The sequence below is a fragment of the Derxia gummosa DSM 723 genome (assembly GCF_000482785.1).
GTDB lineage: Bacteria > Pseudomonadota > Gammaproteobacteria > Burkholderiales > Burkholderiaceae_E > Derxia > Derxia gummosa.
In genome coordinates this window covers 849,909-872,365 of record NZ_KI519499.1, presented here as the reverse complement: position 1 = coordinate 872,365, position 22,457 = coordinate 849,909, and the positions used below count along the sequence as shown (strand labels likewise).

11 protein-coding genes are annotated in these 22,457 nt (G+C 72.0%); 5 read left to right on the top strand and 6 right to left on the bottom strand.

Features of this window, described 5'->3' with window-relative positions; all coding sequences use genetic code 11:
* A partial coding sequence (locus tag H566_RS26850) for a YDG domain-containing protein (RefSeq protein ID WP_034412339.1) occupies positions 1-9,293 on the bottom strand: 9,293 nt, incomplete at its 3' end.
* 43 nt (positions 9,294-9,336) lie between these two features.
* Positions 9,337-11,034, bottom strand: a complete 1,698-nt coding sequence (locus tag H566_RS0121125) for a ShlB/FhaC/HecB family hemolysin secretion/activation protein (RefSeq protein WP_034412337.1) — start codon at positions 11,032-11,034, stop codon at positions 9,337-9,339.
* A 262-nt stretch (positions 11,035-11,296) separates the two neighbouring features.
* Between H566_RS0121125 and H566_RS26845 the strand changes: the two genes are divergently transcribed.
* Positions 11,297-12,403, top strand: coding sequence for a DMT family transporter (locus tag H566_RS26845; RefSeq protein ID WP_156924535.1), 1,107 nt, complete (start codon positions 11,297-11,299; stop codon positions 12,401-12,403).
* Here the strand turns inward: H566_RS26845 and H566_RS0121115 are convergent.
* Positions 12,301-13,212, bottom strand: a complete 912-nt coding sequence (locus H566_RS0121115) for a LysR family transcriptional regulator (RefSeq protein ID WP_028313000.1) — start codon at positions 13,210-13,212, stop codon at positions 12,301-12,303. The two genes, H566_RS26845 and H566_RS0121115, sit on opposite strands and share 103 nt — an antisense overlap.
* 165 nt (positions 13,213-13,377) lie before the next feature.
* Here H566_RS0121115 and H566_RS0121110 point away from each other — a divergent pair, with 165 nt between their 5' ends.
* From H566_RS0121110 to H566_RS0121100, 3 genes are all read left to right on the top strand, one after another.
* Positions 13,378-14,805, top strand: coding sequence for an amidohydrolase family protein (locus tag H566_RS0121110; RefSeq protein WP_028312999.1), 1,428 nt, complete (start codon positions 13,378-13,380; stop codon positions 14,803-14,805).
* A gap of 938 nt (positions 14,806-15,743) precedes the next feature.
* A complete protein-coding gene (locus H566_RS0121105) occupies positions 15,744-16,724 on the top strand; it encodes an ABC transporter substrate-binding protein (protein ID WP_028312998.1) in 981 nt (326 codons plus the stop codon).
* Positions 16,725-16,815: 91 nt separating this feature from the next.
* On the top strand, positions 16,816-17,787 hold the full coding sequence (locus tag H566_RS0121100) for an isopenicillin N synthase family dioxygenase (RefSeq protein WP_028312997.1): 972 nt from the start codon (positions 16,816-16,818) through the stop codon (positions 17,785-17,787).
* A 45-nt stretch (positions 17,788-17,832) separates the two neighbouring features.
* Here H566_RS0121100 and H566_RS0121095 read toward each other — a convergent pair whose 3' ends face one another.
* Positions 17,833-18,396: a GNAT family N-acetyltransferase gene (locus tag H566_RS0121095; RefSeq protein WP_028312996.1), complete on the bottom strand. Its 564-nt coding sequence runs from the start codon at positions 18,394-18,396 to the stop codon at positions 17,833-17,835.
* An 85-nt stretch (positions 18,397-18,481) separates the two neighbouring features.
* Positions 18,482-19,315 (bottom strand): SIR2 family NAD-dependent protein deacylase, encoded by an 834-nt coding sequence (locus tag H566_RS0121090; RefSeq protein ID WP_028312995.1) that lies wholly within the window; start codon positions 19,313-19,315, stop codon positions 18,482-18,484.
* 183 nt (positions 19,316-19,498) lie between these two features.
* Here H566_RS0121090 and H566_RS0121085 point away from each other — a divergent pair, with 183 nt between their 5' ends.
* Positions 19,499-19,822: a Rieske 2Fe-2S domain-containing protein gene (locus tag H566_RS0121085; RefSeq protein WP_028312994.1), complete on the top strand. Its 324-nt coding sequence runs from the start codon at positions 19,499-19,501 to the stop codon at positions 19,820-19,822.
* 69 nt (positions 19,823-19,891) lie between these two features.
* Here the strand turns inward: H566_RS0121085 and H566_RS0121080 are convergent, their stop codons facing one another.
* Positions 19,892-21,217, bottom strand: coding sequence for a glycosyltransferase (locus tag H566_RS0121080; protein ID WP_028312993.1), 1,326 nt, complete (start codon positions 21,215-21,217; stop codon positions 19,892-19,894).
* Positions 21,218-22,457: the final 1,240 nt, after the last annotated feature.

Genomic DNA, 22,457 nt, shown 5'->3' with positions numbered 1-22,457 from the left:
GTGGCGGCCGAGCCGGTGGCGGTCGAAAGCTGCACGCCGCTCACGACCGAAGCGGTGTCCGTGTAGCGCAGCTGCGAGGCATCGACCGTGTAGCCGAGCGTCGGGTCGGCATCGCCGTAGGTCTTGCGGCCGTCGTTGGCCGTCACCGTCAGCGCCGCCTTGTTCACCGTGAGCGTGCCGTTGGTCACGCTGCCGAGCGTGTAGTTCGAGTTGCCGACCGCCAGCGTGCCGACGGTGATCGCATGGGTGCCCGCGGTCGCGCTCGCGCCCGTGGCCGTGCTGCCCGCGCCCGTGAAAACGCTTGCAATGCTGTCGCTGCCGACCAGGCCCAGGCCGCCGACCGTGAAGGTCAGCGTCGGGTCGCTGTCGCCATAGGTCTTGACCTGGGAGTTGAAGGCGACGCTGATCGAGCGCGCGAGGATGGTTGCCGTCGGCGTCCAGGTCGAGAGCGTGTAGTCGCCGGCGTTGGTGCCGGTCAGGCTCAGGCCGCTCGTGGTCACGCTGCGCGTGCCCGCGTTGAAGTTGGTGAAGCTGCCCGCGAGCGTGCCGGTCAGGCTCACCGCGTCGCTGCCGACGAGGAGGCCGTCGCCGGCAGCGCTGCCGCCCGTGCCGAGCGCCGCCGTGCCGGTGAAGGTCGCGGTGGCGGTGCCGTCGTAGGTCTTGCCGTCGGCGGTCACGCCCGTGATGTTGAGCGGCTTGGCCGTGATGGTCGCCGCCTGGCTGCCCATCACGAGCGTGTAGTTGCCGGCGTTCGTGCCGCCGAGCGTCAGGCCGCCGAAGGTCACGGTGTTCGCGCCCGCGACATGCGAGCTGTTGTAGGTGCCGGTGGCCGTGCCGCTCAGGCTGATGCTGTCGAGCGTGTAGGCGCGGCCGTCGGTGGTCGTGCCGCTGCCGACCGCTTCGGTGTCGTAGCTTGCGCTGCCGCCCACCGTCGCGGCGGTCGTGCCGTCGTACACGCGGCTCGACGCGGCGGTGAGGCCGGTGATGTTGATCGGCTTGGGCGTGATGTCGGCGGTGACCGAGCCGAGGCTGATCGAGTAGTTGCCGGCATCCGCGCCGCCCAGCGTCAGCCCCGCGAGCTGCACCGACTTGCCGGTGCCCGCGTTGCGGTCGGTGAAGCTGCCGGTCGCCGTGCCCGAGATGTTGACGGTGTCGCCGGCCATGTAGTGGCCGTCGCCGCTGGTGGCGCCGCCGCCGGTGAGCGAGGCCGTGCCGCTCACGCTCGCGGTGGTCGTGCCGTCGTACACGCGGCTGTTGGCCGTCAGGCCCGCCACGTCGATCGGCTTGGGCGTGACCGTGAAGCTGCTGCTGCCGGTGTTGACCGTGATGGTGTAGCCGAGGCTGCTCGCGAGCGTCCCCTGGCCCGTCAGGTTGACCGTGTAGGTACCCACCGGGATGAAGCCCGCGCCCGAGGGCGTGTAGCTGCTGGTGGTCGAGGCCAGGCTGCCCGTGGTGGCGGTGGCGAAGCTGTCGCCGTCGATGAAGCCCGAACTCGTGATGCCGGGCACGCTGCCCGAGCTGCCGTACACGACGTTGCCGCCCGCGCCCACGCCGATGGTGAGCGTCGGCGCCACCGAGTACAGGAACCAGTTGCCGCTGCCGGCATAGCCCGGCGCGCTGGCCGAGTAGGTCTGGTTGTAGTGCTTGACGTAGCCGGTCATCCCTTCCGTCGTGTCGGTCGGGTTGGCCGAGTACACGAGGTAGCGGCCGGCGCTCGCGACGATGCCCGCGTTGCCCGCCACGTTGTTGGTGAAGTTGCGCGCGGCGGCGAGGGTGATGTCCCCGGTCGTGGCGCTGACCGCGTTGTTCAGCGTGAGGTCGGTGTTCGCGCCCGTCGTGCGCAGCGTGAAGGCCGCGCTCGACGCGAGGCCGCTCGCGCCGCCCACCGTGCCCACGGTCACGTTGCCCGTGCCCGCCACCAGCGTGCCGCCGCCGAGACTGCCGGCCACGGTGTTGAAGCGGTTGCCGCTGCCGGTCAGGCTGGTGCTGCCGGTCGTGTCGAGCAGCAGCGAGGCGGTGCTGACCGCGCCCGTCGATTGCGTGACCGTGCCGCTGCCGCGCGTCTCCAGTTCCAGCCAGCCGCTGCCGCTGTTGGTGACGTTGCTGCTGCCGAGCGCGATCGTGCCGCCGCCGGCGGTCGCCAGCGTCGTCGCATGGCTCGCGTCGTTGTTGGTCACGAGGTTGCCCGACAGCGTGATGCCGCCGCTGCCCGACTGGATGCGCAGGTCGGCGCCCAGCGCCGCGCCCGAGCGCAGCGCCGCCGCCTGGGTCATGTCCAGCGCGCCGAGGTTGAGGTTGCCGGTCTGGTCCGCGCGGCCGAAGTTCACGTTCGCGAAGCCGCTCGACTGCTTGACGATGGCCTGGGCCTGCGCCGCCGTCAGCGACAGCGCCGCGCCCGAGCCGCCAGCGCTGCCGAGATAGAAGGCCGAGCCGGCCTGCGCCGCCGACGCTTCCAGCGTCGCGCTGCTGCTGCCGGTGATGACCGTGTCGCTGCCCAGCACGATGCCGCCGGTGCCGGCGCTGCTGCTGCCGCCCGCGCGCAGCAGCACATTGCTCGTGCTGGTGTCGCCCACCGACGCACCCGCCGTGAAGCGGATGCCCATGCCGCGGCCGCTGCCGTCCAGCCCTTCGTTCAGCACGCGGATGTCGTTGCCGCGCAGGTTGGCCACGGTGATCGCGCCGGCCACGTCGCTCGTCTTGTCGCTGTCGAGGATGCGCAGCGTGAGCGTGCCGCTGCCGGCGTCGATCGTGCTGCCGCGCGCCATCGAGATGCGCGAGGCGCAGTCCGGGCAGTCGGCCGCCACCACGCCATCGGCGAGCGAGCGGTTGGCGGTGGCGGTGAAGTTGCCGTTGTCGGTATCGATGTCGCCGTAGATGCGGATCGAGCGGCCCGCGTCGAGCGCGAGGTCGCCGCCATTGCCGCCGGCCGACACGGTGATGTCGCGCACCACGGTGATGTCGCGGCTCGCCTGGAGCGTCACGTCGGTGCCCGCGTCGAGCATCGCGGTGAGCGTTCCGGGCGTGATGACCACATCGCTGCCCGTGCTGGCCGAGAAGCCGAGCAGGCCATTGCTGCCGCCCACGCCCGTGAAGCCCGAGGCATTGCCCGCGAACAGCGGGCTGTTCCAGTTGAGGTCGCCGCCCGCGTCGCCGTTGAGCAGGCCCGCGTTGCGCTGGGTGGCGAGGCTGTCGTCCACCACCGTCAGCGCGTACAGCACCGACGAGTTCTTGCCGCTCGTGGCATTGGGCGCGGCCCAGATCAGCGGCCGGTACTGCACGCTCTCCGACGCGGTGACGGCCGTCGGCAGCAGCGCGTACTGGATGTCGCTCGTGTAGTTGAGCGTGTTGGTGCCGGTGGTGATGCTCTGGGTGCTCTGGCCGTTGGCCACGGGCGCGAGGCCCACCACGCTGTTGCGCCAGCTCGCGGGTCCGGTGGCGCCCGTCAGGCCCGAGACGAGGGTGACCGCGCCCGCGCCGGCCACGTCGCAGTCGGCCAGGTTGCTGAAGATGAGCAGGTCGCCGGTGCGCACGCTCTGGCCGTTGACCGTGCCCGACAGCGTCGTGAGCAGGGTGCCGAAGGCGTCGTTGGCGGTGCTGCCGACCAGGCTGTTGCCCGCGCCGACCACCGCGCCGCGCGTGGTCTCGCCGGCGGCGATGCCGGTCGTGCCGTTCACCCAGGTGACCGCGCCCGCGCGCGCGCCGCCCGAGGCGCCGTCGGCGGTGTTGGTCCAGTCGGCCGAGCGCACGAAGTAGTTCGTGTCGTAGCTGCTGGTGTCGGGATTCCAGGCCTGCACCACGGTCACGCCCGACACCATCTGGCGGTTGGTGCCGGTCGTGCCCACGCGGATGCCGTTGCCCAGGCCGATGTGGTCGCCCGTCGTGCTGCCCACGAGGCTGTTGGCGGTGCTGACCGCGCCCGCGATGCCACCCGCGTCGGAGAAGGTCACGGCGCCGGCCGCCGTGGCCGTGCCGTTGGCCCAGTAGGGGCTCGCGACCACGTAGCGGCCGCCCGTCAGCTCGGTGATGCCCGGCATGACGAAGGTGGTGGTGAGGCCGGGCGAGTTCTGTTCCCACGCCGCCCAGCTCACCGCGTCGCCGTAGTTGCTGCCGACCAGCGAGTTGCTGCTGCTGATCGCGCCGCCCGCGCCGCCGCCGTAGTAGTTGCCGGTGCCGCCGTTGAGCCAGGTGGCCGCGCCGCGCGAATTGGGCGCGCCCCAGCCGAGGTACACGCCCTGGCTCAGGCCGGTGGCGTTGAAGTCCCAGAACGGCGAGGACACGACCGCATTGCCGTCGGCCAGCGCGAACACGCCGCCCGCGCCCACGCGGTCGCCGTCGCGCGTGACCGCGCCGGCCACCTGGCCGGTGGTGTTGTCGCGCACCGCCCAGGAGCTGTACCAGGTGCCGGTCTCGCCGTTGTACGAGACGCGCGGCACCAGCGTCGTGGCCGGGCGCGTCGCGCCGCGCGTGCCGACAAGGCTGTTGCCCGAGCCGACGGTGCCGACCACACCGGCGCTCGCGCTGCCCCAGGTGACGGCGCCGCGGTCATCCCACCATTGCGGGTTCACGAGCACGAAGCCGCCGGCGTTCGGGCCTTGCAGCTCGACCACGCCGTCCACCGGCAGGCGGTAGCCGAGCCAGTCGCGCGCATGGCTGCCGACCAGGCTGTTGCCGGTGCCGAGCGTGCCGCCGCTGCTGCCGTCGGCGAGCTGGCCGGCGCTGCTGAACCAGGTGATCGCGCCCGCGTAGATGTTGCTGCCGTTGTTCCAGCCCGGGCTGGCCACCAGCACCGCGCCGTTCGAGAGCTCCTTGATGATCGGGTAGTAGTTGAGCGTGAAGCCGGTGACGTACCAGTTGCTCACCGCGTTGTAGGTGAAGCCGGTGCTGCCGCGATAGCTCGTCTCGCTCGTGCTGTTGGCCGTGTGGTTGAGCCACAGCGGGCCGAGGCGGCGCGTGGTCGAGCCGTTCTCCACATAGGTCTTGCCGCCGCTGGTCGCGGTGGAGGTGTACTGCGTCGGCAGCATCAGCAGGTCGGGCAGGGTGCCGAGGCGGTCGCCGGTCGAGACCAGCGCGGTGCGGTTGGCGTCGGTGTACACGTCGGCGGTGCTGCCGAGCACGCTGTTGCCGCTGCCGACGGTGCCGGTCGTGCCGCTCGCGCCGATCATCGACAGCGCGCCCTTGCCGTCGCCCCAGGTCGGGCTCACGGCCATGTAACGTCCGCCGCTCAGGGCCTGGCCGAGCAGGCCGACATGGTCGCCCGTCATCGTCTGGTAGGTCGTGACGCGCGAGAACGTGGCGCTGACGGTGCTGCCGGTGCTGTTGTCGGTGAAGGTCTTGCTGCCGTCGCTGGTGGTGACGGTGGTGTAGGCGTCGGCGGTGCTGCCGACCAGACTGTTGGCCGAGCTCACGTTGCCGGTGATGCCGGCCGCGCCGCTGCCCCAGGTCACGGCGCCGCGCCCGCCGTTCCAGCTCGGGCTGCGCACGATGTAGTTGCCGTTGTCGAGCACGTCCACCGTGGTGGTGACGTTGGCCGTCCAGGCATACGGATTGACCGCGCCGTTCCAGCTCGCGCTGTAGAAGTAGTTGTCGCTGCCCCGGCTGTCGCTGTAGTGATAGCTGCCGAGGTAGTCGCCGGCATTGCTGCCCGTGAGGCTGTTCGACGAGCTGACCGCGCCGCTCGTGCCGGTGCTGCCGTTGCCCCAGGTGATGGCGCCGTAGTTGACCGTCGAGTACTGCTGGCCCGAGCGGTTGCCCCAGAACGGGCTGATGACCAGGTAGTTGGCGCGCAGCCCGCCGCTGCCGGCCGCGCCCACGGCGAGCACGCCGTTCGAGCCGACCGTCTCGTAGGCATCGCTGCCCACGAGGCTGTTGGACGCGCTCACCGCGCCGGTGCGGCCGGTCGTGCCCGAGCCCCAGGTCACGGCGCCCGCGTTGGTGGCGGCGCCGTTGTCCCAGACGCTCGACCAGGTCACCCAGTTGCTGTTGTCGAGCAGCAGCACGCTGTTGCCGATGCCATCGCTGGCGGTGCTGCCGACGAGGCTGTTGGACGACGACACCACGCCGGCCAGACCGCTCGCGCCGAGACCGAAGGTCACCGCGCCGGCGCTGCTGTTCCAGCTCGTGTCGACCGCCAGCCAGTTGCCGTTGGCCAGCACGCGCAGGCCGTCGGCCGAGGTGCTGTGCGCGGTGTGGCTCACGTACAGATAGGTGCTGGTCTGCGAGTTGGCCGAGTAGGTGTAGGAGCCGACCGAATTGCTCAGCGCGCCGACGCCGTCGCCGGCATTGCCGATCAGGCTGTTCGACGACGACACCAGCGCCCCCGCGCTGCCGCTGCCGTAGGACTGGCCGTTGCTGCCATCGACCCAGGTGACCGCGCCGTTGGGCGCGTTGTTGACGTAGCGGCCGGCGGCGGCATTGCCGGTGGCCGACCACTCGGGGCTGAGCACGAGGTAGTTCTGCTGCGTGCTGCCCACGGCGCGGATGCCGCCGCTGCCCACGAAGTCGTACTTGCTGCCGCCCACCAGGCTGTTGCTGCTGCTCACGGCGCCGACCGTGCCGCCGCTGCCGCTGCCCCAGGTCACGGCGCCGGCATAGGTGGCGCTGCCGTTGGTGAAATGGCGGCTGCCCACCACGTAGCTGCCGTTGCCGAGCGCCACCAGATCCTCGCCCACGAAGTCGCCGGGCGCGGCGGGCGTGGTGGTGCGGACGGCGCTGCCGGTGCTGCCGATCAGCGTGGTTGACAGCGCCGAGTTCCAGTCGAGCACATAGACGTTGTGGCCGCTGCCGTCACCCTCGATCGGCGCGGTCGAGCGGATGGCCGTGCTGCCCACCAGCGAGACGGTGGACGACACCCGCCCGCCCGCGCTGCCGTCGGCGAGCTGCCCGTTGCTGCCGTTGAGCCAGGTGACCGCGCCCCGGCCGTTGAACCAGGTGGGCGTGGCGATCGCCACGTTGCCGTTCGACAGCTCGACGATGGTGGTGGTGCGCGGCACCGCGATCGCGTTTGCGTAGCCGGTGACCGACACCTGGGTGATCTGGCCCAGCCGGTCGTTCGCATAGACGTTGGTGCCGCCCACCACGTCGTAGGACGCGCTGTTGCCGGTCAGGCTGTTGCCGCTGCTCACGAGCGAGCTGCCGCCGCCGGTGCTGCCGCTCTGCCAGGTGATCGCGCCCGACGACACGTTGCCGGTCAGGCGCGGATAGGAGCTGGTGTAGTCGTAGCTGCTGGCGCCGGTCTGCTGGCCGGCGTCGTAGTTCTTGATGAAGTAGTAGCTGCGGCTGCCCACCGTCTCGAAGTCGGGGCTCAGCACGAGGTAGTTGCCGTTGGCCAGCGTCTGGATGCCGGCGCTGCCGATGTGGTCGTTGGCGTTGGTGCCGCGCAGGTTGCTCAGCAGCGCGCCGCTGCGGCTGTCGAACATGTACACCGCGCCGGTGTCGGCCGTGGCGCCGGTGTCGGCATAGGGCGCCGTCACCACCACGTTGCCGTTGGACAGCACGCGCGTCACGGTGCCGAAGCCGCTGGTGTTGCCGGGCGTCGGATCGCTCATCGCCAGCGTGGCGAGGGCGCTGTTGATCTCGTCGACGGTGATGTTGCGCGGGTCGAGCAGCAGCTGGCCCTTCGCGCCGCCCGCGCGGGAATTGAGCTGGGCATCGCCCTGGAAGATGAGGGTCTGCGCGCCCGAGAACTCGGCCTTGCCACCGTTGCCCGACTGCGTGCCGCCGCGCGCGTAGGCCAGACCGGCAAACACCGTCTTGCCGTCCGACCACACCACCACCTCGCCGCCGTCGCCGTGCGTGCCGGCGTCGGCCGTGATGACCGTGCTCGCGTTCACGCCGACGTTGACAGCGTTTGCAATGCCGCTGTCCAGGCCGTGGAAGCCGCCGCCGATGCGCACCCGGCCGCCGCCGCCGTCGCCGGCCGCGTTGATGGCCGCCGCGCGCAGCTCGACGTCGCTCGCGGTGATGGCGATGTCGCCGCCCTTGGCGCCGTCGCCCAGACCGCGCGCGCTCATCGTGGCCGAGCTGTACACCATGCCCGGCGCCGTCGTGCCGGTCGCGCCGGCCGCCGCGCCCTCGACGCGGATGCTGCCGCCACCCGTGCTGCCGTCGGCGCCCAGATGGGCGCTCGCGGTCTGCACCACGGTGTCGGCCTGGATGGCGATGCCGCCGCCCTTGCCGCCGGTGGCGTTGGCCTCGACGCGGCCCGACTGGCTCAGGTAGTCGCCGCCGATGGCGACCGTGCCCGCGCTCGCGCCGCCCACGTCGATGTTGCCCGCGAGGTCGATGTTGCCGCCCTCGACCTTCACCGCGCCGCCGGCCGCGCTGACCGTGCCCGTGTTGGACACGATGCGCACCCGGCCGCCGTCGTCCACCAGCGCGCCGTCGGCGCCGCCGGCCACCGCGCCCTGCAGCAGGCGCTGGGCCGCGCCCGCGCTCATCACCACCCGGCCGCCCTCGGCGACGATCATCTGGCGGTTCTCGACCAGCGCCTTGACCGTGGCCGGATCGACGCGCACGCCCACGAGGCTGGCGCCGTTCACATCGAGCGTGACGGCGTCGCCCGCCGCCAGCGCCACCGTGCCGAGACGCGCGCTGATGACGCCCTCGTTGATCGCCTCGGGCGCGAGCAGCGCCGCGTAGCCGCCGGCCGCCGTCGTGATCGCGCCCCGGTTGAGCACCGCGCCCGCGCCGGCGCCGCGCGTGAAGTTAAGCTTGCCGGCCATGAAATCGGCATCGGCCAGATCGAGCGTCGAGGCGACGATGCCGCCCACGTTCACCTGCGAGCCCTGGCCGAACACGATGCCGTTCGGATTCACGAGCAGCACCTGGCCATTCGACGTGAGCCGCCCGAGGATGGCCGACGGATCGGCGCCGGTCACGCGGTTGAGCGTCGCCGAGTTCGCATTCGGCTGATTGAAGTTGACCTGGGCCTGGCCGCCGATGTCGAAGCCGAGCCAGTTGATCGCCGCGCGCTGGCTCGACTGGTTGATGTCCATGCGCGCGCCGTTCTGGCCGATCGTGGCCGAGCCCGCCACCACGTTGCCGCCGGTGGGCAGGGCATTGCCCGCCAGGTTGCGCGCCGCCACCGCCGCCGCGAGCCGGCCGGCATCGGGTGGCGCCTGGGCCGATACCGGCGCCGCGAGCGCCACGCCGCCGGCCGCGAGCACCGCGCCCGCGATGCCCCGGCTGCGCTTGCCGCGCGCCCGCGCGAATTCCGCCACGGCGACGAAGCTGCCGGTCAGCTCGTTCCAGATCAGGCGGTAGATGCGGTTCATGGAGCCGGGGCCGTTGTGCATGGTGGTCTCTCGTGTTCTTTGAATTCGGGCGGGACGCGGCGGATCAGAAGTTCTTGGTCAGCGTCAGGAACAGGCGCGGGTTGCGGCGCGTGCCGTCGGCGTCGAGGCCGGTGGCCGGATTGCGCGTCGGGTTGTCGCCGTTGCGCCAGGCGACGGTGGCGCGCAGCAGCAGATCGCCTGGCTTGCCGAGTGCGAGGCCCAGGCCGGTGGCCGCGAGCCGGTAGGCGTTGGGCCGCGCGGTGGCGCTGTTGACTTCGTGGTCGCGGCGCGCCTGGGCGCGGTCGTGGAACACGGTGGCCGTGAGCTGGTCGGCGAACTGGTGGCGCAGCTCGATGCTGGCCAGCGTGCCGTCGTCGGCCGCCGGCTCCGAGCTGGTGTAGGCGCGCACGGCGTAGGGGCCGGTCACGGTCAGCCGCTCCGAGGCGTCGAGGTTGCGGCTGGCGATCTGGCCCGAGGCGATCAGCGCCAGCGTGTCGGCGGCGGTCAGGCGTTGCAGCCGCGTGAGCGACCAGTTGGTGCGCGTGAAGCTGCCGTTGCGGTCGGGGCCGCCCGGAAACTGGTCGGCCGCGAGGTCGCCCGGGTTGCGGCCGAGGTCGAGCGTGCCGCTCGCGATCGAGACGCTGAACTGCGTCATCCCGCCGCCCATGAACTCGTCGAGCCGGTCGCCGTAGAGCGCGAGCGTGGTCAGGCGCACGTCCTTGTTGCTGATGGCGATGGCCTGCACCTCGTTGTCGAAGCGCTTGCGGTCATGGTCGAGCTGGAGCGTGAGATTGCTGCCGGCCGAACGCAGCAGCGGATAGCCGAGCGAGGCGCCGAGCACGCTGGCCGAGCCGGTGTAGCGGTTGCCCGAGAGGGTGTAGCCGTAGTTCAGGCGCGAGGCGTTGACGCTGGCGCGCAGGCCGTCCTTGCCCAGCGGCATGCCGAGCTGGACGCGGCCGTAGTCGGTGCCGCTGCTCTTGTTGCCGAGCAGCTGGAGCTGCTCGCCGAGGCCGAAGGGGCTGTTGACTTGGAGCCCGACCGAGCCGCGCGCCGTGCCGCTGGCCTTGGCGCCGGCGTTGTCGACGCTGGCCAGGCCGGTGAAGACGGGCTTGTCGCGCAACGCCACGACCACGCGCGATTCGCCTTCGGCCGCGCCGGGTTCGAGCAGCGAGGTGGCGCTGGTGCCGGGCAGGTCGTTGAGCAGGCTGATGCCGCGTTGCAGGTCGTCGGGCCGCACCGGATCGCCGACCGACTGGCGCGCGGTGAGGTAGCCGGTGGCGGTGTCGTCGCTCATGCGGGTCGCGCCGTCGGGGCGGTCGATGCGCACTGCGCCGAGCCGGGCCTCGATCACGCGCACCACCACCACGCCGCCGGCCAGGTCCTGCTCGGGCAGCAGGGTGCGCGCGAGCAGGCCGCGCGCCTGGTAGCGCGCGGCGATGGCGTCGGCGGCGCGGCGCAGGTCGGCGAAGCTCGCGGGCTTGCCGGCCCAGGGCGCGACCGCGTCCTGCAATTCGGCCTCGGGCACGAGCGTGGCGCCTTCGATGCGGAAGGCGGTCACGTCCACGCGCGGGCCGGCGGCGGGGGCGGCCGGGCCGGCGGGCGCGACCGGCGGCGGCAGCGTGGCGGGCGCGTCGCGCTGGGGCTGGCGGTCGAGCTCGCGCAGCAGGTCGCCGGCTTGCGGCGGGGTCTGGGCGAGGGCGGCGAGCGGCAGACCGGACAGTCCGGCGGCGATGCAGAAGGCGAGCGAGGCGGGGGATTTCATGGGTGTCCCGGAGCGGTCGTGGGGGCGGCGTGGATACGCGCCCGCACGGTTGAGCAATGAGGGGACGGTAGGTGGACGGCGTGCTTTTCATCGCGTGGAACAGGCTTGTTTGCACGCGCGTTTTCGGCGCTTGTCAGACAGTTGCGGCGCTCGGGCTGGAAGGGGCATCGGCGCCGCCGATGACCGCCTTCCACCGATGTGATTGGCCGGCGCGCGACCGGCTCGACAGAATCGGCGGCCTCCCTCCTCACCGGATGCAGCCATGCCCGCCAGTCATGCCCTGGGCGTCATCGCCTGTCTCGTCGCCACCCTGTCCTGGGGCGGGATGTTTCCCGTCATGGCCGACGCCATGCGCCATGTGGACCCCTACACGCTCACCACGCTGCGCTACTCGCTCGCGGGTCTGGTGTTTGCCGCGCTGCTCTGGTGGCGCGAGGGGCGGGCGGCCTTCCGGCTGCGCGGCGAGCGCTGGAGGCTGGCCTGGGCGCTCGGCTCGGCGGGCTTCACCGGCTTCGGCTTCCTGGTGTTTTGCGGCCAGCGGATGCTCGGGGCGGCGGGCGTGCTCAACGCCTCGATCATGATGGCCACGATGCCGCTCATGAGCCTGCTCGTGGCCTGGGCGCTGTGGAAGCGCCGGCCGCCGCTGGTGTCGGTCGGCTTCGTGGCGCTGGCCTTCGCGGGCGTGCTGCTTGTGGTGACGCGCGGCGAGCCGGCCCGGCTGCTCGCGGCCGACGGGCCGTGGCTGGCCAATCCGCTGCTGCTGGCGGGCGCGCTGTGCTGGGTCGGCTACACGCTGGGCGCGACCGCCTTCGCAGGCTGGAGCCCGCTGCGCTACACGGCGCTCACGACGCTGCTCGGCACGACGACGCTGATCGCGGCCGAGCTGCTGCTGATCGCCACCGGCGCGATCGCGCGGCCGCGCCTCGCCGCGCTGGGCGAGACGCTGCCCCACCTCGGCTATGTGACGCTGCTCGGCGGCGTGGTGGCGGTGCTGGCCTGGAACACCGGGCTGGCGGTGATCTCGCCGCTCAACGGGGTGCTGTTCATCAACCTCGTGCCGGTCACGGCGTTCACGGTCTCGACGCTGATGGGCGTGCCGCCGGCGCCGGCGCAGGTGGCGGGCGCGGCGCTGACGATGGCCGCGCTGGTGGCGAACAACCTCGCGCAGCGGCGGATGGCGTGGGCGGCGGCGCGGCGTGCCGGTGCGGCGGGGTCGATCGGGTCGGCGGGGTCGGCGGGGGCGGCGGGGGCGGCCGCGCCGTCGGCTCAGGCGGCGACGGCGCGGTCGTCGTCGGGCAGCGCCCAGCTCGCGCGTACCGCGTCGATCAGCGCCGCGAGCCGGGGCGAGTCCGCGCCCTGCCGCGGATAGGCGAAGCGCAGCGCGATCGATTCGCGCAGCCCCGGCCAGATGGCGAGCGTGCCGTCGGCCACGCCGGCCGAGGCTAGGTCGGCGCGCAGCAGCGCGAGGCCGTGGCCGGCGGCGACGAGATTGCGCAGGCTGACCTCGTTGTCGGGCTGGACCGGCGCCGGCCGCAACTGGCTGCGCCGGTCGGCGAACACGCGCGCCGCCGTGGCGGTGAGCGAGCAGTGCGGCACGAGCGAGATCCACGGCAGCGCCGACACCGCGTCCCAGTCGGCGCCGTCGAGCCGCGCGGCCCAGGCGGCCGGGGCGGTCACCACGAGATCGAGGCGGCCGAGCGTCAGGCTGGCGAGACGCGCGTCGTCCACCTCGCCCATCACCCAGGCCGCGTCGAGCCGGCCGTCGGCCAGCTGCTCCAGCGCCTCGCCCGAGACGCGCTGCGCGAGCTTGAGCACGAGACCGGGATGGCGCTCGACCAGCCGGCCGAGCGTGTCGGTCAGGCGCAGGATGGCCGGCTCCGACACCGTGCCCAGGCGCAGTTCGCCCGCCACCTCGTCGGCGCGCAGCCGGCTCGCGCGCGCCTTGAGCCGCTCGGCCGCGTCGAGCGCCGCCTCGGCCTCGGCGCGCAACTGCTCGCCGGCCACGGTGAGCTGCATGCCGCGCGCGCTGCGCGTGAACAGGCCCACGCCCAGTTCCGATTCGAGCTGCTTGAGCTGGGCGCTCACCGCCGGCTGGCTCAGGAACAGCCGTTCGGAGGCGCGCGTGAGGTTGCCGAGGCTGGCGACGGTGACGAAGGTGCGGAGCTGGTTCAGGTCCATGGCGCTGGGCAGGGAAGGGGCCGGAAGGCGGGGCGGGAGCACGGCGGCGCGCGCCGCCGCGGGCAGGGCCGGCCCGGCGATCCGCCCGATGCTAAGCCCCCCGTCCGTGCGATGGCACCGCGCTTGCAAGGGGGCGGCTCCGTTCCGCCATCCGAAGCCGCAGCCATGACCTCATTCCTGATCCGCAACGCCGCCGCCATCCTCACCGGCCTGCCGGGCGACGCCGCCCGCGCCGCCGGCCCGGACCTGCGGGTGCGCGACGGCAAGATCGCCGCGCTCGGCCGCCTCGCGCCCGAGCCGGGCGAGGCCACGGTGGACGCGACCGACTGCGTGATCTACCCGGCCTGGGTCAACACCCACCATCACCTGTTCCAGTCGCTCGTAAAAGGCGACCCGGCCGGCATCAACCTCACGCTCACGCCCTGGCTCGGCGCCACGCCCTACAAGTACCGGGGCGCCTTCGACGCCGACAGCTTCCGGCTCGCGGTGCGCATCGGACTCGTCGAACTGGCGCTGTCGGGCTGCGGCACGGTGGCCGACCACAACTACCTCTACTACCCGGGCATGGCCTTCGACAGCTCGGAAATCGTCTTCGACGAAGCCGAAAAGCTCGGCCTGCGCATGGTGCTGTGCCGCGGCGGCCAGACCCGCACCCGCCAGCTCGAAGCCGACCTGCCGCAGGCGCTGCGCCCCGAAAGTCTCGACGCCTTCCTGAGCGACCTCGACCGCCTCGCCACCCGCTTCCACGACCCCGCGCCCGACGCGATGCGCCGCGTGGTGGCCGCGCCGACGACGCCGCCCTATTCGATGAGCCCGAGCGAGCTGCGCGAGGTGGCCCAGTTCGCGCGCTCGCGCGGGCTGCGGCTGCACAGCCATCTGTCCGAGACCGTGGGCTACCAGGACAGCGTGCATTCGATGCACAAGCGCACGCCGGTGCATTTCTGCGCCGAGCACGACTGGACCGGGCCGGACGTGTGGTTCGCCCATCTCGTGCATCTGGATGCCGACGAGATCGCGCTGCTCGGCCAGACGCGCACGGGCATCGCGCACTGCCCGCAGAGCAACGGCCGGCTCGGCAGCGGCATCGCGCCGGTGCGGGCGCTGGAGGACGCGGGTTCGCCGGTGTCGATCGCGGTGGACGGCGCGGCGAGCAACGAGGCGGCGGACATGATTTCGGAGGTGCACGCGGCCTGGCTGATGGCGCGCGCCAAGGCCGGCGACGCGAGCCGCGCGCGCTGCCACGGCGGGCGCGGCGAGGCGGGTGCCGACGCGGCGACGGTCGAGGACGTGGTGCGCTGGGGCACGGCGGGCGGGGCGCGGGTGCTGGGGCTGGACGCGGTGGGCGCGCTCGCGCCGGGCAGGGCGGCGGACATCGCGCTGTACTCGCTGACCGAGGATCCGCGCTACTTCGGGATGCTGGATGCGGGGATTGCGCCGGTGGCTTGCGGCGGGGCGGCGCGGCTGGCGGGGTTGTGGGTGGCGGGGCGGCAGGTGGTGCGGGATGGGCGGGTGGCGGGGGTCGATCTGCGGGCGCTCGGGCGGTCGGCGCGGGAGGCCGTCGCGGCGCTGGAGCGGCGCGCTGTGGCTGCTTGAGTGACGGCGGCGGGCGGGGGCTGCGGCGGTGGGCGGCTGACTGGCGCGGCCGGCCCGCTGGGCCGGCTTCCCTCGCGGAGCCTTGCGGCTTGCAAGCCGCAAGGCGCTCCGGCGGGGCTGCGTGCGCAGGCACGCAGCCTCTTCCGCCTCCGCCCTTCGGTAGGTCGCGGGTCGGCTTGCCAACTCAGCCCGGCGTCGCCGGGCTTCAGACAGGCAAGCCTGAACGCCTGCGGCGTTCCCCCGCGCCTACCTCGTTCGCTCGGCGCGCCAGACAGCCGCCCACCGCCGCAGCCCCCGCCCGCCACCTTGTTCGACGGCCCATGGTCGCGCTGCGCGCGACGGGTTGCGGGCTGGCTGCCGGCGGCTTGCGCTTCCTCCCTCGCTGCGCATCGGCATCCCTAGCGACCGCCAGCGCCGACACCGGCCGACCCTGCCGGCCTCCTCGAATTGAATACAAATCTGGTGCGAACCGTGCCCAATCGACGGGCCGGCTCGCCGCGACGGTGCATGGCGTTGCATCGATGCCTCGCGCCCGATCGAGTAGCGCGCCAACCGCGAACCGCGAACCGCGCGCGTTGCGCCGCTTGCGCCCCGCCCGCTCTGCGACCCAAGCCCCAACCCCCCACCCCCTTCACCGAGGCGCCGACCGGGTTCGGGCCCAAGCCGGGCTGTCTGGCGCGCCGAGCGGAGGCGATGGCGGGGGGAGAGCGCCGCAGGCGCTCAGGTCCGCATGTCTGAGCCTTGCCCCGGCGGGGCAAGGCGAGTTGGCGGACCGGCCCCCCGTCATCGCCGTGAGCGAGGGCACCCGCCGCAGGCGGGCGCGCCAGTCGGCCCGGCCTGGGCCCGAACCCGGTCGGCGCCGTTCGTCGAACAACCCCCCGCGGCATGCCGCTTGCACGCACGCCGCAAACCTCACACGCCGCCAGGAGCCGCAGCCCATGCCATCCCCCACCCGCCGCCTGCTCGTCGTCGCCCTCGCCGCGATCGGCCTCACGGGCGCGACCGCCGCCACCGCCGCCGACAGGATCGTGTTCGGTACCAACTGGTTCGCCCAGGCCGAGCACGGCGGCTTCTATCAGGCGCTCGCCACCGGCATCTACAAGAAGTACGACCTCGACGTGACCATCAAGATGGGCGGCCCGCAGGTCAACGGCATCCAGTCGCTCGCGGGCGGGCTGTTCGACCTCTGGATGGGCTACGACTTCCAGACCCTCAAGGCCGTCGAGTCGGGCGTGCCCGTCACCACCATCGCCGCCTTCTTCCAGAAGGACCCGCAGGCGCTCATGGCCCATCCCGACGTGAAGAACTGGGCCGATCTCAAGACGCGCACCCTGTTCATCGCCGGTGGCGGGGAGGTCAGCTTCTGGCCGTGGCTCAAGTCGATGTACGGCTACACCGACGCGCAGAAGCGCCCCTACGCCTTCAGCGTCACGCCGATGCTGGTGGACAAGAACAGCGCCACCCAGGGCTACGTCACGAGCGAGCCCTACGCGATCGAGCAGGGCGGCGTGAAGCCGACCATCCTGCTGCTCGCCGACGCCGGCTATCCGCCCTACGCCACCACCCTCGTCGCCATGCAGTCCACGCTCGACAAAAAGGGCGACGCGCTCGCGCGCTTCGTCAAGGCGTCGGCCGAGGGCTGGATCGCCTACTTCAAGGACCCGTCGGCCGGCAACGCGCTCATCAAGCAGGACAACCCCAAGATGACCGACGAGCAGATCGCCTACGGCATCGCGAAGATGAAGCAGTACGGACTCGTCACCGGCGGCGACGCGGCCACGCTCGGCATCGGCGCGATGACCGACGCGCGCTGGAAGCAGACCTACGACGTGATGGTCTCGACGCACCTGCTCAACCCGAAGGTCGATTACCGCAAGGCCTACACGCTCAAGTACGTGAGCGGGCTGCCCAAGCCCTGACCGCTGACGGCGGGTGTCCGTGCCGTCGGGCGCCCGTCGCCGCCATTCCCGGCCCGCCGCGCGCGGGCCGCGTCATCGCCCAGGAGCCGAGATGGTCCAGTACGTCCCGCCCGTTCGCGCGCTCGCGCCGGTGCTCGACATCGCGCGCTGGCGCGACGGCAGCGACAAGCCCGGCGTCGCGCGCGAGTTCGATCGCATCTGCCGCGAGATCGGCTTCTTCTACCTGACCGGGCACGGCATGGCGCCGGCGCGCATGGCAGGCATCCTGCGCGAGGCCGAGCGCTTCTTCGTGCTGCCGCTCGAAGCCAAGCAGGCGCTGCATGTCGCCGCCAACCGGCGCGGCTACGAGCCGATGGGCCTGCAATCGCTCGACTTCGACGCGCCGCCTGACCTCAAGGAGTCGATGCTCATCGGCCGTGGCAATCCGCCCGACCATCCCTATGTGCTCGCGGGCCTCGCCAACTACGGCGCCAACCAGTGGCCGGACGAGGCGGCGCTGCCGGGCTTCCGCGCCTTCTGCGAGGGCTACTTTGCCGAGGCGGCGGAGATCTCGCGCATGCTCATGGCCATCTTCGCGACCGTCGCCGGCCTGCCCGAAGACCATTTCGAGCCGATGCTGCGCGAGCCGATGGCGACGCTGCGGATGATCCATTACCCGCCCCAGCCCGGCGCGGTAGTCGGCAACCGGATCGGCTGCGGCGCCCACACCGACTGGGGCGCGATCACCCTGCTGGTGCAGGACGACACCGGCGGCCTGGAGGTGCAGGCCGCGAGCGGCGAGTGGCTCTATGCCGAGCCGCTGCCGGGCGCCTTCGTCGTCAACGTCGGCGACATGATGCCGGTGTGGACCGACGGCGCTTACCACTCCAATCCGCACCGCGTGCGCAACCGCTCGCCCGAGCGGCACCGGTATTCGGTGCCCTTCTTCATGGACCTGGATTACTTCGCGCGCGTCGAGCGGCTGCCGGCCTTCGCCGCGCCGGGCAGCGAGGCCAGGCATGCGCCGCGCACGGCGGGCGAGCATCTCGACCTGATGTACCGCCTGAGTTACGGCGAGGGCTGATGCGGGTTTCCGGCCTGTCGCCAAGCGGCTGTCCGGCTGCCTTCCTCAGCCGCCCGGATGGTCTCGGTGCCGCGCGTAGAGCAGCACGTCGCGCGGCGCGCGGCCGGCGTTGGGATGGACGATGTAGCGCGCGAGCCGGCCCTCGCGCTGCATGCCGATCTTCTCCATCACGCGCGCCGAGCCGGGGTTCTCGACATCGCAGACGGCATCGATGCGCCACAGCCCGCACTGCTCCAGCGCCACGCGCAGCACCTCGCCGGCGGCCTCGCTCATGAGGCCCTGGCCCCAGCGTGCGCGGGCCAGCGCGAAGCCGAGCCGGGCGCGATGGTCATTGGGATGGGCGTCGGGTTGCAGCTCGATCATCCCGACGTTCTCGGTCTCGCCGCGCGGCACGATCAGCCAGACGAAGGCGGTCTTCTTGAACCAGCGCGCCTGGTCCCAGTCGAGCTGCTGGCGCGTCTGCTCGCTGGTCTCGTGGGCGCGGTTGCCGAGGTAGCGGAACACCTCGGGATCACCGGCCCAGTGGCGGAAGGCGGCGTCGGCGTCGCCGGGCCGCGGCCGGCGCAGCGTGGCGCGCGCGGTCTCGATGCTGTCGGGCGGGGGTCTCATCGGGCTGCCTCCTTCGTGGGTTGTGGCCGGTTGCCGGGACGTCGGCGTGGAACCTGGCGTCGGGTCCGGGCTTGAGCGGCCGGCGTCAGTGCCGGCTCGCGGCGAGCGCCGCCTCGATGCGCCGCAGCGCGTCGAGCGCGCCGGTGGCGAGGCCGATGTCGGCCGCATGATCGACCTCCGGCTCGCGCGGGTTGATGCGGATGAGCCCGACCCCGTCGCGCGCGACCGTCTCGCCCAGCCGCCGCACCGACGGGATCGCCGTGCCCGCGCCCAGCTCGATCACGAGCGGTCGGCGCGTGCCCGCGAGCCAGCGCAGCAGCCGTTCGTGCTGGGCCTGGCTGCGGGCCTCGATCCAGCCGTCGTCGCCGAACATGAGGATGTTGGGCCGTGCCACGCCGCCGCAGCGCGGGCAGCGCGGCGGCGCGTTGACGAGCAGGCAGCGCGCGTCGTCGGTGTCGGGCGTGAAACCTTCGGCCGGCCAGATCGCGTCGCCGCAGGGACGCAGGCATTGCAGGTGATGGATCGAGCCGTGGCATTCGACGATGCGATCGGCGTCGAAGCCCGCGCGCTGGAACTGGCCGTCGACATTGCTCGTGAACACGAACAGCCCGCGCGGCAGCCGCGCGCCGAGCGCCCGCAGCAGGCCGAAACCCGCATGCGGCTCGGTGCGGCGGTAGAGCGCGAGCCGGTGGCCGTAGAAGCCCCAGCCGCGCTCGGCGCGCTGGCGGAAGCTGTCGGGCGAGGCGATGCGCCAGAACGGCGTGCCCTCGGCGGCGAGCGCCGGATAGGCGCGCCAGAAGCCCGCGTCGCCGCGGAAGTCGGGCAGTCCGCTGTCGACACCGATGCCGGCGCCGGCGGTCACGAGCAGGCCGTCGGCCTGGGCGAGGCGGGCGAGCACGCCCTCGATGAGCTTGTCCATGGCGCGAATGTGGCATGGCGGGCGGGCGCCGGGCAGTGGTTGTTGCCGACCACGCCGCGCGAGCCGGCCGATCCCCGGCATGGCGCCGGACCTGCGTCGGCCGCCATGCCCGAGCGCCAGCGTCGGGTTTGCGACGGCATGCGGCTTGCGTCGCCCGGCGCGGCGCACTCACGGAGAAGAACCATGCCCTTCCAGACCCTTTGCAAGCAGCGCTACATCGCCGAGGGCGAGACGGTGCCCTTCGCGGTCGATGGCCGCGAGGTCATCGTCATGTGGCCCGACGGCGGCCAGCCCCGCGCCTACGAGGCCGTCTGCCCGCACGACCGCCAGTCGCTCGTCAACAACTCCGACTTCAACGGCCGCATCCTCATCTGCACGGTGCATGGCTGGGTGTTCGACGGCCGCGACGGCAACGGCCTCGACCCGCAGGGCTGCAAGCTCACCGAGTTCCCGATCCGCATGACCGGTGACGGCATGGTCGAGATCGACGTCGATACCGAGCTCTGAGCCCCGGCCCTGCGTCGATGCCGGACCTCAAGCCATCGGCCCGGCGTCGATGCCGGGCTTCCGGCCTTCTCAGTCCGCCGGGTGCAGGCGCCGCGCATGCTCGCGGCGCGGCAGCGTGAGCGCGTGGATGACCTCCTCATGCTCATCGATCATGCGTTCGACATCGAGCAGGCGCGCGATGCTCGGCCGGCAGCGTCGGTGCATCGCGCGGATGCGCAGCGGGTCATCGATCAGCATGTCGAGCACCGTGGCCAGTCCGTCGGCGGCGTCGGGTTCGTAGAACAGGCCGTTCACGCCCGGCGCGATCACTTCGGTGAGCGCGCCGCGTCGCGCCGCCACCACCGGCACGCCGTGGCCGATCGACTCGATCACGGCGGTCGGCCAGGGGACTTCCCATTCGGCCGGCGCGATGCTCAGGTCGAGTCCGGCGTGGAAGTCGCGCGCCGGCATCGGCCCGGTGAACTCGATGCCGTGGTCGCGGCCGTAGCGCGCGCGCAGCAGCGCGGCGTGCGCGGCGTCGTCGGCCGGCGTCTCGTGACCCGGAAGCTCGGCCTGGGCGTGATGGCCATCCCGGCCGATCGCCTGGCGGGGGGCGCCGACGGTGTTGCCATGCCAGGGATGCGTGCCCGCGTTGCCCGTGCCCGACACCGTCAGCCGGATCGCGTCGCCATGCGCCGCATGCAGCCGGGCGAAGGTCGCGCACAGCGTCTCGACGCCGCTGCCCGGCGCGATCGGCCCGCGATAGCCGAACTCCAACCTCGGCCGGCGGCGCGGTGGCACCGGCGCCGGCGCCAGATCGAGCGCGCTTTCGATCACCGCCTCGTAGCGCGCGCCGGCGAACAGCCCCGCCGCGAGGTGGGCGCGCAGCACGGCGCGGCTCACGCCCACGACCGCGTCGACCCGGCCGGAGGCGGCGCGCAACTGGCCTTGCGCCGCCACGCAGTTGTCGCAGGGCAGGGCGCAGGCCGGCTGGCGCAGCAAGGTGCGGCGTTCGCAGATCACGCGGTAGTCGTGCAGCACCTGGGCCACCGGCACGCCGGCCTCGGCGCAGATGCGCCAGGCGGTCGCCGTGAGCGGGCCGAGGTCATGCACGCAGACGGCATCGGGCTTGCGCGTCGAGAACAGCCGCCGCAGCAGCAGCGCCAGCGCAGCGTCCTGGCGGCCCGCACCGTCGCGCGCCAGCCAGTGCCAGAGCGTGAGCGGCGTGGGCCGCGACGGTGCCAGTCGCAGCACGCGCACGCCATCGATCGCCTCGTCGGGCGCGCCCCCGGGCTCGTCCAGCGCCACCACCGTCACCTCGTGGCCGCGCTGGACCAGGCCGCGCGCGATCGTCCGCAGTGCGGCGGCCGGCGCGTCGGGCGTCGAGTAGCCCGCGTTGAGGCAGACGACATTCATGTGCGTTTCCTCGCTGTTCGTGTACGCGGTCGTAATGGACAAGGCGGGCGATTCATCTCGCCAATTCTTCCCGGCGGAACGCCGGATACCTCCCGGTGGTCGCCACGATGCGACGTCGGTACGACTCTGCAATCCGTCGCATTTCGTCAATCGGTGCGGTGCCCATTCGCGCCTCAATTCACATGACGGGGCGGCGCCCCCGGGTACGTGTCAACGCCTGCTTCCGCTGATGTTTCGGGCGGCGATGCCGCTGGTCGTACCGCCGGATTCATGCCGCTTTTGCCGGACATGCCATCGCTATTCACCTTCGCCCGACGGAGTGACGGGTGGTGCGGAGATTGCGCCATTTGGCCCATGATCCAGTCAATGGCTCGATTTCCGTGATCCGGAATCTCCAAGGCCACAAAAGTCCTAGGTGAGGTTCCGCACGAAACCGTGGTGTGGCTAGGTGAATCAGCGGGGGATGAGGCTCGCTTTGACGCGGGAAGGCAGCGGTGATTCCCGTGGTCGGCAACCTGCCTTCGACGAGGTGCAACCGGGGTTCGCATGTGGTCACGATAGGTCACTCGCGCGGCTGGAGGCGTGCCTGCGCAGGCAATCGGTGCTCGGCTCCACGAATCGCCAAGGCGCTCCCGCCAGGATCACGGCCGCGATCCTCTAGGTGTCGCGCGCAGGTGCCGTCGTGGCGTGGCATGACACCAGCCGATGCCACCGGCCGACCGGGCCTGTGAACCATGATGCGCCTCGCCTGTCAGGATGATCCGGTCCGGCTGAATTGCGTCTGGCATTTCCTGCATCGCGGTTGCGCGGCTGCCTGATTCCGGATCGCGAATGCCAATTGTTGATTGAATTGGCCGGATTCATTCATGTGGAATTGACTTGCAAATTCTCGTTATTCGGGAAGAATCCCGGTCGTGCCAAATCACGGCAAGCAGTCGATGAAATACGGTGGCCGGTCCAATGTTTCCCCGATGATGAATGAAAGATTCGTCACGCTATTACGTTCGTTTTGCGACAAACCTGCACCGAGTGTGGGGCACCGGCGGCATATTCGGAGTCGTGGGATTCGGGCCGGATGCAGACTGTCGTCGCCGTCCGTGTGGCAGTGACGGGTCGGGTCATCGTGTCGTCGGCGGGATTTCTGCTCGAATTCGTTAATCACGTCACAGATCTCGTCTGCCGTCTTCAGCCGGCGTGCGTGCGGGTATGTCCCTTGCGGCACCTCGCATCCGACAGGAGG

Coding starts and splice junctions, on each gene's coding strand:
- H566_RS0121085 (WP_028312994.1), top strand. CDS start 19,499: ATGCCCTTCCAGACCCTTTGCAAGCAGCGCTACATCGCCGAGGGCGAG.
- H566_RS0121115 (WP_028313000.1), bottom strand. CDS start 13,212: ATGGACCTGAACCAGCTCCGCACCTTCGTCACCGTCGCCAGCCTCGGC.
- H566_RS0121080 (WP_028312993.1), bottom strand. CDS start 21,217: ATGAATGTCGTCTGCCTCAACGCGGGCTACTCGACGCCCGACGCGCCG.
- H566_RS0121125 (WP_034412337.1), bottom strand. CDS start 11,034: ATGAAATCCCCCGCCTCGCTCGCCTTCTGCATCGCCGCCGGACTGTCC.
- H566_RS0121090 (WP_028312995.1), bottom strand. CDS start 19,315: ATGGACAAGCTCATCGAGGGCGTGCTCGCCCGCCTCGCCCAGGCCGAC.
- H566_RS26845 (WP_156924535.1), top strand. CDS start 11,297: ATGCCCGCCAGTCATGCCCTGGGCGTCATCGCCTGTCTCGTCGCCACC.
- H566_RS0121105 (WP_028312998.1), top strand. CDS start 15,744: ATGCCATCCCCCACCCGCCGCCTGCTCGTCGTCGCCCTCGCCGCGATC.
- H566_RS0121100 (WP_028312997.1), top strand. CDS start 16,816: ATGGTCCAGTACGTCCCGCCCGTTCGCGCGCTCGCGCCGGTGCTCGAC.
- H566_RS0121110 (WP_028312999.1), top strand. CDS start 13,378: ATGACCTCATTCCTGATCCGCAACGCCGCCGCCATCCTCACCGGCCTG.
- H566_RS0121095 (WP_028312996.1), bottom strand. CDS start 18,396: ATGAGACCCCCGCCCGACAGCATCGAGACCGCGCGCGCCACGCTGCGC.